This window comes from Microbacterium sp. NPDC058062 (assembly GCF_042885375.1).
GTDB classification, from domain to species: domain Bacteria; phylum Actinomycetota; class Actinomycetes; order Actinomycetales; family Microbacteriaceae; genus Microbacterium; species Microbacterium trichothecenolyticum_C.
In genome coordinates, this window is the sequence record NZ_JBHVSC010000002.1 from 350100 (window position 1) to 361109 (window position 11010).

The following is an 11010-nucleotide window of genomic DNA, read 5'->3' on the forward strand; positions in this document are numbered from 1 at the left end:
AAGGCTACCGACTCCGTCAGGCGACGGGGTCGGGCACGCCGTCGAGAAGCTTCTCGATCGTGGTGATGACGCCGTGGTCGAGGTTCGACGGGGCGCGGAAGCGCGCCCGCGCCGCGACCTCCGGGTGCGCGTTGGCCATCGCGAACGACAGGGACGCGGCATCCATCATCTCGAGGTCGTTGAGGTAGTCGCCGAACACCGCTGTCTGCTCGGGCGTGATGCCGGTCGCCGCCTGCAGACGCCGGAGCGCGACGCCCTTGTTGACGCCCTGGTTCATCACGTCGATCCAGTGCTCGCCCGAGACCACCACCTGGTGGGTGGCCCGCAGGTCCTCGAGCGCGGGCGCGGTGGCCGCGGCATCCGCGAAGTCGAAGATCGCCACCTTGAGGATCTGGTCGTCGACCGCGAGCAGATCCGGCACCGCCTCGAGGCGGGCGTAGTACTTCTCGGCCTCGGGGAGGAACGCGTCGTCGGCGCGCTCGATGTAGGCGGACCGCTTGCCGCACACGACGACGCCGAGGTCGCGCCCCTCCGCGGCGAGCGCACGCAGGCGCGTGACGAGCGACGCCGTGAACGAGGCATCCATCGCGTCAGAGCTGATCTCGGTGTCGCCCTCGACGACGTACGCGCCGTTCTCGGCGATGAACACCATGTGGTCGAGGTGCTCGGCGAACGCACGCTGGAGCGTCGCGAGCTGCCGCCCGCTCGCCGGCGCGAAGCGGATGCCGTCCGCGTGCAGGCGGTCCAGCAACGGCCACAGGGCATCGGGGATGCGGCCGTGGCCGTCGAGCAGGGTGCCGTCCATGTCGACGGCGATCAGGCGGAGGTCGGGCGAGGGGAAGGGCATGGTGCTTCCAGCCTACGGTCGGCTTCCTGAAGGCCGGGCGGGACGCCTGCTCACAACAGCCGCCGGCGGTCGGTGAGTAACGCGTAACCAACGCGCACACCCGCGCGGGTACCTTGGGGTGCGTGACAGCTCCCATCGATGCCACCACCACGTCCGCCTGGGCCGAGCTCAGCTCGATCCGCGACTCGTTCGCCCCCGATCTGCGCGACTGGTTCGCCATCGATCCGCGTCGCGCCGACCGCCTGAGCTTCGAGCTCGCCGACCTGCACGTCGACCTGTCGAAGAACCTCGTGACCGACGAGATCCTCGCGGCGCTCGTGAAGCTCGCCGAGGAGACCGGCGTCGCCGAGCGCTACGCCGCGATGCTCGCCGGCGAGCACATCAACACCACCGAGGACCGCGCGGTGCTGCATACGGCACTGCGCCGTCCGGCGGGCGCTTCACCGGCGCTGGTGGTCGACGGCCAGGACGTCGATGCCGACGTGCAGTCGGTGCTGACCGCGATGACCGCCTTCGCCGACCGCGTGCGCTCCGGCGAGTGGAAGGGTGTGACCGGCAAGAAGGTCACGCACATCGTCAACATCGGCATCGGCGGCTCCGACCTCGGCCCGGTGATGATCTCGGCCGCGCTCGAGCCCTACGCCACCGCCGGCATCCAGGCCCGCTTCGTGTCGAACATCGACCCGTTCGACATCGCGAACAAGACGAAGGACCTCGACCCCGAGACCACGCTCTTCATCGTCGCGTCGAAGACCTTCACCACCCTCGAGACGCTGACCAACGCGCGCCTGGCGCGCGACTGGCTCTGGGCGGGCCTCGCGGCGTCCGGCGCGATCGACGGATCGGATGAGGCGAAGACGGATGCTGTCGCCCACCACTTCGTCGCCGTCTCGACCGCTCTCGACAAGGTCGCCGCGTTCGGCATCGACACCGACAACGCGTTCGGCTTCTGGGACTGGGTCGGCGGCCGCTACTCCGTGGACTCCGCCATCGGCCTCTCGCTCATGATCGAGCTCGGCCCCGACGTGTTCCGCGAGCTGCTGGCCGGCTTCCACGCCGTCGACGAGCACGTCGCGAACACCCCCCTCGAGCGCAACGTGCCGGTGCTGATGGGGCTCCTCAACGTCTGGTACTCGAACTTCCTCGGCGCCCAGTCCCACGCGGTGCTCCCCTACGCCCAGCAGCTCTCGCGCTTCGCCGCGTACCTGCAGCAGCTCACCATGGAGTCCAACGGCAAGTCCGTCCGCTGGGACGGCTCCCCCGTGACGACCGACACCGGCGAGGTGTTCTGGGGCGAGCCCGGCACGAACGGGCAGCACGCCTTCTACCAGCTGATCCACCAGGGCACGCGCCTCATCCCCGCGGACTTCATCGCGTTCGCGAACCCCGCCTACGCGCTCGAGGACGGCGGCCGCGACGTGCACGGCCTGTTCCTGTCGAACTTCCTCGCGCAGACGAAGGCCCTCGCGTTCGGCAAGACGGCCGAAGAGGTCGAGTCCGAGGGCACCACCGGCGCCCTCGTCGCCGCGCGGACGTTCGCGGGCAACAAGCCGACGACGTCGATCTTCGCGCCGGCGCTCACGCCCGCCGTGCTCGGCCAGCTCGTCGCGCTGTACGAGCACATCACCTTCACGCAGGGCGTGATCTGGGGCGTCAACTCGTTCGACCAGTGGGGCGTCGAGCTCGGCAAGCAGCTGGCGCTGCAGATCGCGCCGGCCATCGAGGGCGACGAGGCGGCGATCGCGGCTCAGGATGCCTCGACCCGCGCGCTCCTCGCGTACTACACCGCGCACCGCAAGTAGGCCGCACGACCTCGAGGGGGTGGATGCCGGGGTTCCCGGCGTCCACCCCCTTCGTCGTTCGCGGCACGTGGGATTTGGCGAGTAGCCAGACTCTGCGGATCCACCCCGCGCTTCTTGGCGAGTCGCCAAGACCGCCGTCGCGCGCATCTCCACGACCCGCCAAACTCAGCGCATCCCCGCTGCGTGTCTTGGCGACTCGCCGGAACCGCCAGAGCGCGCATCTCGCCGAAGCCACCACCGCGCACACCTTGACGACTCGCCAAGGTGCTCACGAATTCGCCGCAGTCTCTGGCGAGTCGCCAAAATGAGGCACCAGGCGAGGGATCAGCCCTCGGCGGGCTTCGGGTCGACCGTGATCAGCGAGCCGCCCACGGCGATGTCGCCTTCGAGCACCGGCGACACCTCGCCGAAGTCGTCGGCGTTGAGCACGATCACCGGCGTGATGAGCGGGTAGCCGGCCCGCTGGATCACCGCGCGATCGAACGTCACCAGCGGCGTGCCGAGCTCGACACGGTCGCCGTTCTTCACCTTCACGTCGAAGCCTTCGCCCTTCAGGTTGACGGTGTCGATGCCGACGTGGATGAGCAGCTCCACACCGCCGTCGAGGACGATGCCGAACGCGTGCCCGGTCGGCTGTGCGGCCGCGATCACGCCCGCGCCCGGCGAGAACACCGTGTCGCCGACCGGCTCGATGGCCGCACCCGGGCCCATGACCCCGCCCGCGAACACCGGGTCGGGCACCTCCGACAGCGGAACGACCTTGCCCGCCAGCGGCGCCAGCACTTCGATCGACGCCTTCTCGAGCACGGCGGTGGTCACCGGGACGGCGGCCGCAGCCGGGGCCGCCTCGGACGCGTCGATGGCACGGGGCTCGCTCGCCTCGATGACAGCGGGCGCGACGTGCTCGGCCGCAGCCGCCGCCTCGGCCGCGTCGCGCGCCGCCTCGAACTCCGCCTGCTGCTCGGGCGTGCGGAAGTTCGACCAGATCACCAGGAACATCGACGTGAAGAACGCGAGGCCGATCGCGATCGCGTAGAGCCCGATCGGGTTGAACGCCGGGATCGTCAGCAGCGACGTGAAGACGAACGCCTGCGTCGTGACGCCGTCGGGCAGGCCCATGATGAGGCTGCCGATGCCGATCGTGAGACCGCCGACGAAGCAGCCCACGAGCATGCGCGGATAGATGCGCTTGAACCGCAGATGGATGCCGTACAGCGACGGCTCCGAGATGCCGCCGAGCAGGCCTGCGGCGAGCGCGCCCGTCGCCGTCTGGCGCATCTGCGTGTCGCGGTGGCGGAGCGACAGCACGAGCACGCCGGCGGTCGCGCCGAAGCACGCGAAGTTCCACGCGCCCATCGGGCCCTGGATGAAGTCGTACCCGAGGGTCTGGATGTTCAGGAGCATGACGGCGTTGATCGGCCAGTGCAGGCCCAGCGGCACCATGAAGGGGTACGCGAGCGGGATCACGATCGCGAAGATGAACGGTGAGAAGTTGTTGATCGCCGCGAGCCCCTGCGCGAGCGCGGCGCCCGCGTAGACGCCGATCGGGCCGATGATGAACGCCGTCAGCGGGATCATGACGAGCATGGCGAAGAACGGCACGAAGATGAGCTGCAGGTTCGCAGGGATGAGCTTGCGCAGCAGCTTGTACAGCGGGCCGAGAGCACCCGCCATCAGCAGCGGCGGGAACACCTGCGAGCTGTAGTCGAAGATCGTCAGCGGGAACCCGAAGATCGGCACGATCGTCACATCGACACCGAAGACCACGGTGGGCTCGACCCCGTCGCCGAGAGCGAGGAATCCGGGCAGCATGAGCACGGCCATGATTCCGAAGCCCACCCACGGGTCTGCGCCGACCTTCTTCGTCGCGTTGTACGCCACCATCAGGGGCAGGAACACGAAGATGCACTGCCACATCAGGTTGACGAACGCCCACGACGGCTCGAGCGTCACACCCGGAGCATTCCAGTCCGGGATGGCGCCGACGGTGGCGAGCAGTGCCATGAACGTGATGAAGAACGACGCTCCGAGCAGAGCGCCGAGAAGCGGCCGGAACGAGTCCGACAGGAACTCGAAGAAGGAGTCGATCCACGCGACCTTGCCGCGCACGCCCTTTGCGCGCTCGCGCGCCTTGATGGAATCGAGATCGTCGGGATCGGATGCTGCGCCCCCGCCGCCGTCCTTCATCCCGGGCAGCGCCATGATGTCGTTGTAGACGTTCTGGACGCCGCCGCCGATGACGACCTGGAACCGTTCGCCGGCCTGCGGAACGGCGCCCATGACTCCGGGGATCGCCTCGACGGCCTTGGCGTCGACGCCGGACGCGTCATGGAGCTGGAATCTCAGCCGGGTGGCGCAGTGCGTCAGGCTCTCGATGTTGCCGGCGCCGCCGACGGCCTTGACGATGTCTGCTGCGGACGATGTAGCCATGGATCTCTCCTTCGCGAGGTGTCGTGCGCGCACCGACGACGCACCGCACCACGCCGTGCCCCGTCGAGCGCAACGCTAGCGCCCGCCCGATGGCGCGGGAAATACCCACACGCCAGGACTTTCGTTACGGAGTCATCCCCCCAGACGGCCGGCGAGACGGGTCGCCGTCATGTACGCGATGGCCTCGATCGAGATCATCGGGTTGACGCCGGAGGCCGTGGGGAAGGTGGAGGCGTCCGCCACGACGAGGTTGGGCACCTCCCACGTGGCGGCGTCGGGGTCGACCGCGCTCGTGGCCGCAGAGCCGCCCATGCGCGCGGACCCCATGATGTGCAGCGCCGCCATGGAGCACCGCCCCGGCCCGTACCCGGCCGCGGCGCAGCGCGCGATGAAGGCGTCGAGCGGCTCGCCGTCGGCGCGGGTCCACTCGATGCCCGCCTGGTGCCCTGAGAACATGCGCAGCGCACCGGCCGCTTCGAGGATGCGGGACGCGCCCGCCACCCCCGCCTGCACGCGGGCGGCGTCGCGGTCCGACAGGAGGTAGTGCATGGTCGGCTCGCCGGACTTGTCGACGCGCACCTCGCCCGCGTCCTGGTCACGTGTGATGACGCCGACGCTCGAGTAGTGCGCGAGGCGCTTCATCACCTCGAGGTGCGACTGAGCGCCGCGCCACGACTGGAACGCCACCGACAGGCCCGGGTTGGCGGCCGCCGTCTCGTACACGGCGCCGTAGCCGGAGCCGTCGAGGTCGGCGTGCTGGGCGGAGTAGCGCGCCTGCATGGCACCTTCCCACGGACGCACCTCCTCGTCGAACTCCGCCCACACCGCCGTGGCGGGGTGAAGGCGCAGGTGCTTGCCGATGTTCGGGTTCGTCAGCCCTGAGCGGCGCAGGAGCGCCGGCGTCTGGACCGCTCCGCCGGCGACCACGACCGCGCGGGCGCGGACCGTGACGGAGTGCCCGGCCGCGGTGCGGCCCGTCACCCCGGTCGCCCGGCCCGCCGCGGTCTCGACCTTCCGCACGTCGACGCCCGTGTAGAGCCGCGCACCGGCGGTCTCGGCATCCGCCAGCCATGTCTTCGCGACCGACTGCTTCGCGCCGATGCGGCACCCGTAGCCGCAGCGGCCGCACTCGAGGCCGGTGTCGCAGCCGACGACGTTGCGCTCGAGCGCGCCGACATGCCAGCCGAGGCTCGTGAGTCCGCGCTCCATGATGCGGTCGCGCGCCGACGGCGCGCTGTACGCGCCGTTCACGCCGAGCCGCGCCCACACCGCGTCGAGTGCGGCGTCGTACTCGGGCGTCGTGAACTGCGGCACCCCGTGCGCGGCCCACTCCTCGCGCACGTGATCGGGCGTGCGGAACGAGGTCGAGAAGTTCACGACGGTGCCGCCGCCGAGGCATTGCGCCGACAGGATGCTGAGCTGACCCTCGGCCGTCGCGGAGGGTCCTGGCGCGTACAGGCGGGCGAGGCCGCCGAGCTCGCTGCCGTCGAAGTCCCGATCGTCGTAGTAGGCGCCCTTCTCGAGCACGATCACCTCGAGCCCCCGCGCGGCGAGCACCGCGGCGGCCGTCCCGCCACCCGCACCCGAGCCGACGACGACCACGTCGCAGTCGAGCGAGAGATCGGACTCGGGTGTCTGCGGGTGCAGCGGCGGCGTTGCCGCTTCGGCGCGCGGGCCAGGAGGACCGGGATAGCCCATCGACGACCACAGGGGTGAGGCGCCGTCCGCTCCGGGGGCGATGTAGTACGACAGCATCGCGGCCGACTTCAGGTTCTGGAACAGCACGCGCTTGAGGGGCACGCGCGAGTCCGACAACGCGATGAGCGCGGCCTCGCGCTTCGCAGCCGGAAGTGTCGAGAACCGGCGTGGGCCGATGCCGAGGAGCACGCCGCCGAGCGGCGTGTCCCACAGCGACATCACGCGGGCGAGGAGCTCCGCCTCCTCCTTCCGGGGGTTCGCCTCGAGCATGCCCTCGGCGATCGGGACCGCGCCCAGCCGGGTAGCCGAGGGGATGCCGTTGCCGTCGCCGGGAGCGAAGGTGTCGAAGATGGACTCGAATGTCGCCCGCTGCGCTGCGGTCAACGTCATGGGTGCCTCCAGGTGCGCCGTTGCTGCGGCCAGCATGCACCATCCGTCGGGCTCCGGACAAGGGTTAAGTGAACTGCGATTCACAGCTTGCGGCAGGCGCGGGAGACCCACCCAGTCGGCCACGTGAGAAGATTCTCATTCTCCGATCAGGCCTTTCCCGGAAAAGCGCTCTCACGTTCCGTCCAGGAAACCACCGGGAACCGTCCAGACACGATGAGGCAGACTCGGGGACTTGTGCGTCCGACCCGAAGGCGCACGGGAGCCGATACCCGCGGCGCGAAACCCGAAGGATCGTACGTTCGTCATGCATTCAGACCAGTCACCCACGCCTGCCCGCCGTTCACGCCGCCGCTTCTTCGTGTCCGCCGTCGCCACCGGAGCCGCCCTGGGCGTGCTCCTCACGACGGGCCTCACGCTCGCTTCTCCGGCACTCGCCGCAGCCGCCCCGCTGGCCGCCTCGGCCATCGCCTCGGCCGCCGCACCCGAAGCGACCGCCGACTCCTTCCGCGACATCCGCGTCGACGCGCAGGGCACCCTGCTCTCGGCCCGCGTCGCGCTGAGCGACGCCGCCTCGGTCACCGCCGACGTCACCGCCGCGGGGCTCGACCTGGGCATCGGCGATACGTCCGTCGACACCGCCGGCCTCGAGCAGGCGGCCGACCGCCTCGCGAAGGTCGACCTCGTTCCCATGCTCCTGGTTCCGGGGCTCACCGCCGATGCGAGCGGCGCCACCGAGACGGTGAAGGCCCGGGTGGCAGAGCTGCGCGAGCACCTCGCCGCCGCCAAGGAGAAGAAGGCCGCGGAAGAGGCGGCGGCCGCCGCAGCAGCAGCCGCCGCGGAGGCGCAGCGCCAGGCCGAAGAGGCCGCCGCCGCGCTCGCCGCCGCGAACACTCCCGAGGGCGCCAAGGCGATCGCGCGCCAGATGGCCGCCTCGCAGTACGGGTGGGGCGACGGCCAGTTCTCGTGCCTCGAGTCGCTCTGGAACAAGGAGTCGAGCTGGAACTACCAGGCCTACAACGCCGGCAGCGGCGCGACGGGCATCCCGCAGTCGCTCCCCGGCAGCAAGATGGCCAGCGCGGGCGCCGACTGGCAGACCAACGCCGCGACCCAGATCGCGTGGGGCCTCGGCTACATCGCCGGCTCGTACGGCACGCCGTGCGCCGCGTGGGGCCACTCGCAGGCCACCGACTGGTACTGATCAGTCAGCTTCGACCTGAAACGGATGCCGCTTCCCGGCCGCAGTCGCGGGGTGCGGCATCCGTGCTCTACGCGTGCGTGTGCACGCCGGGTCCGTACAGCTCCGCGACCTTCTGCGATGTGAACCAGCCGTCGTAGGCGTCGGTCTTCGGCCAGCCCTCCGGCGAGTCCTGCCATTCCTCCTGGCGGCCGTACGGGAGCACGTCGATGAGCGGGAACGTGTGGCTCAGCTGCTCGGTGCCCCGGCCGCTCGTGTGCCAGGTGCGGTAGACGGTGTCGCCGTCGCGGAGGAAGACGTTCACCGCGAAACCGCCTCCGGCGGGCGCGTCGACGTCGGCGCCGAACGGGCTCCCGGCGGTGGAGTACCAGTCCATGCAGTTGCCCGTGCGCTCCTTGTACTCGAGCGCTTCGTCGATCGGACCCTGTGTCACGATGACGAACCGGGCGTCGTACGCGTCGAGGAAGTCGAGCCGGGTGAACTGCGAGGTGTAGCCGGTGCAGCCCGGGCAGTGCCATTGCTTCCCCTCGAACCACATGTGGTTGTAGACGATGAGCTGCGACTTGCCCTCGAAGACGTCGACGAGGCGCACCGGGCCGTACTCGCCCATCAGCGTGTAGTCCGGCATCTCCACCATCGGCAGCCTGCGGCGCTGCGCCGCGATGGCGTCGAGCTCTCGCGTCGCCGCCTTTTCGCGCACGCGGAGCTCATCGAGCTCGCGTCGCCATTCCTCTGCATCGACGACGGGCGGAAGGGCGTTCTGGGTCGAGCTCTGCATCGGAACCTCCGAGTGTGCGAGTGCGTATGTTGACACTGTACACATCTGGTTTTCGACGTCAAGGCCCTCCGCCGATCGTAAGGCTGCATGTTTATACGGGCTAGCGAGAATACTCGCCCTGTTCATAGCCTGGGGAGGCAGTAAATCCACCTCGAAGAATCATCTGGAGGATGATCGATGGAGATCACACGACGAACGGTCTTGACCGGCGCCGCCATTCTGGGCGCCGCTGCGGCGATCGGAGTGCCGAGCCCCGCGACCGCGGCGACGCCCGGGGCGCAAGGAGAGAGTGCGAACAACCCCAAGACGGTCGAGCGCTGGGGCATGCACGAGATCGTTCTGCGCGGCCCCGACAAGGGCAACCCCTACGTCGACGTCACGCTCGCGGCCGTGTACCAGGGCGCGGGTCAGACGATCACGGTGCCCGGTTTCTACGACGGCGACGGCACCTTCCGGGTGCGGTTCTCGCCTCCTCAGACGGGAGAGTGGACCTGGGCCGTCGACAGCAACCAGCCCGCGCTGCGTCAGACGGGCCGACTCACCGTGGTGGAACCGTCCGCGGGGAACCACGGTCCGGTGCTGGTCGTCCCGAACGGATACCACTTCGTCTACGCCGACGGCTCGCCCTACCGCCAGATCGGCACCACGTCGTACTCGTGGGCGCTGCAGTCCGACGAGAAGTGCGAGGTGACGCTCGACACCCTCAGCACGTCCCCGTTCAACAAGATCCGCATGCTGGTGTTCCCCAACGTGCCGGCTGAAGCGACCGATCCGTTCATCCGCACCGGCCCTGGACTCAAGGACTGGGACCCGACGCGCATCGACCCCGCCTACTTCCGCCGCTACGAGAGCCGCATCCAGAGGCTGCTCGAGCTCGGGATCCAGGCCGATGTCGTGCTCTACCAGCCGTACGACACCGCTCGCGGCTACTCCGACATGACGCGCGAGCACGATGAGCGGTACGTGCGCTACATGGCCGCGCGGTTCGGTGCGTACCGGAACGTGTGGTGGTCGATGGCGAACGAGTACGACGGCATCAAGACGAAGAAGCTGGACGACTGGGACCACCTGTTCCAGGTCCTGCAGTCAGCCGACCCCCACAACCGGCTGCGGTCGATCCACAACAAGAACATCTACTACGACCACCGCAAGCCCTGGATCACGCATGCGAGCGTCCAGAGCGCAGGCGCCGCGCTGGACGGTCTCCGAGCCCACTTCCACCGCCAGTTCGCCTTGAAGCCGGTGATCTTCGACGAAGTGGCCTACGAGGGCAACATCAGCGAACGCTGGGGCCAGCTCTCCGGCGAGCAGATGACCCACCGGTTCTGGAACGCGTTCGTCGGCGGCACCTACTGCGGGCACGGTGAGACCCTCAACCCCGAGCAGAAGCCGAGCATCTCGTGGCTCGGGCAGGGCGGCACGCTCAACGGCAACAGCGCGCCCCGGCTGGCCTTCCTCAAGCAGATCATGGAGGACGGCCCGGCGCCCGGCATCAACGCGCTCCAGCCGGACTGGGACTACGACATCGCCGGCGTCGACAACCAGTACTACGTGAAGTACTTCGGCGAGGACACCCCGACCGAGTGGGCGGCCATCCTGCCCAGTGGCGCGGGTCGCTCCTACAAGGTCGACATCATCGACACGTGGAACATGACGGTCACCCCCGCCGGTGTGTTCAACATGGCGAAGGTCCCCCGCGGCGCGCAGGACCCCGCGCGTCCGTCGATCGGCCTGCCCGGAAAGCAGTGGATCGCAGTGAGGTTCACACAGGCCTGAGCGGCCCCGCCGAGCTCTCAGGAAACCGATCACGAAAACATAACAGCGAACTCTTGTCAGCGTTATCTGGCCGTTATAGAGTGCTTGCACGGTA

The 11010-nt window shown here is 69.3% G+C and carries 7 protein-coding genes; 3 read left to right on the forward strand and 4 right to left on the reverse strand.

All coding sequences use genetic code 11. From position 1 onward, the window contains the following. Positions 1–16 precede the first annotated feature (16 nt). Positions 17–847, reverse strand: coding sequence for a Cof-type HAD-IIB family hydrolase (locus ACFVSU_RS06380; RefSeq protein WP_387139666.1), 831 nt, complete (start codon positions 845–847; stop codon positions 17–19). 122 nt (positions 848–969) lie between these two features. Between ACFVSU_RS06380 and pgi the strand changes: the two genes are divergently transcribed. After that, positions 970–2649, forward strand: a complete 1680-nt coding sequence (gene pgi / locus ACFVSU_RS06385; RefSeq protein ID WP_387139669.1) for a glucose-6-phosphate isomerase — start codon at positions 970–972, stop codon at positions 2647–2649. Positions 2650–2973: 324 nt separating this feature from the next. Here the strand turns inward: pgi and ACFVSU_RS06390 are convergent, their stop codons facing one another. Together ACFVSU_RS06390 and ACFVSU_RS06395 are read right to left on the reverse strand one after the other, a co-directional pair. Further along, positions 2974–5079 carry a glucose PTS transporter subunit IIA gene (locus tag ACFVSU_RS06390; RefSeq protein ID WP_387139672.1) on the reverse strand — a complete coding sequence of 702 codons (2106 nt, stop codon included), beginning with the start codon at positions 5077–5079 and terminating at the stop codon, positions 2974–2976. 132 nt (positions 5080–5211) lie between these two features. Beyond that, positions 5212–7167, reverse strand: coding sequence for a GMC family oxidoreductase N-terminal domain-containing protein (locus ACFVSU_RS06395; protein WP_387139674.1), 1956 nt, complete (start codon positions 7165–7167; stop codon positions 5212–5214). 304 nt (positions 7168–7471) lie between these two features. Here ACFVSU_RS06395 and ACFVSU_RS06400 point away from each other — a divergent pair, with 304 nt between their 5' ends. Then, positions 7472–8365, forward strand: a complete 894-nt coding sequence (locus ACFVSU_RS06400) for a phospholipase (RefSeq protein WP_387139677.1) — start codon at positions 7472–7474, stop codon at positions 8363–8365. Positions 8366–8432: 67 nt separating this feature from the next. Here ACFVSU_RS06400 and ACFVSU_RS06405 read toward each other — a convergent pair whose 3' ends face one another. After that, a complete protein-coding gene (locus ACFVSU_RS06405) occupies positions 8433–9140 on the reverse strand; it encodes a DUF899 domain-containing protein (RefSeq protein ID WP_387139680.1) in 708 nt (235 codons plus the stop codon). Between the two features lie 177 nt (positions 9141–9317). On the opposite strand from ACFVSU_RS06405, the gene ACFVSU_RS06410 reads away from it, so the two are divergent. Next, positions 9318–10916, forward strand: coding sequence for a DUF5060 domain-containing protein (locus tag ACFVSU_RS06410; RefSeq protein ID WP_387139683.1), 1599 nt, complete (start codon positions 9318–9320; stop codon positions 10914–10916). The last annotated feature ends 94 nt before the right edge of the window (positions 10917–11010 follow it).

Coding starts and splice junctions, on each gene's coding strand:
- ACFVSU_RS06380 (WP_387139666.1), bottom strand. CDS start 847: ATGCCCTTCCCCTCGCCCGACCTCCGCCTGATCGCCGTCGACATGGAC.
- ACFVSU_RS06390 (WP_387139672.1), bottom strand. CDS start 5,079: ATGGCTACATCGTCCGCAGCAGACATCGTCAAGGCCGTCGGCGGCGCC.
- ACFVSU_RS06395 (WP_387139674.1), bottom strand. CDS start 7,167: ATGACGTTGACCGCAGCGCAGCGGGCGACATTCGAGTCCATCTTCGAC.
- ACFVSU_RS06400 (WP_387139677.1), top strand. CDS start 7,472: ATGCATTCAGACCAGTCACCCACGCCTGCCCGCCGTTCACGCCGCCGC.
- ACFVSU_RS06405 (WP_387139680.1), bottom strand. CDS start 9,140: ATGCAGAGCTCGACCCAGAACGCCCTTCCGCCCGTCGTCGATGCAGAG.
- ACFVSU_RS06410 (WP_387139683.1), top strand. CDS start 9,318: ATGGAGATCACACGACGAACGGTCTTGACCGGCGCCGCCATTCTGGGC.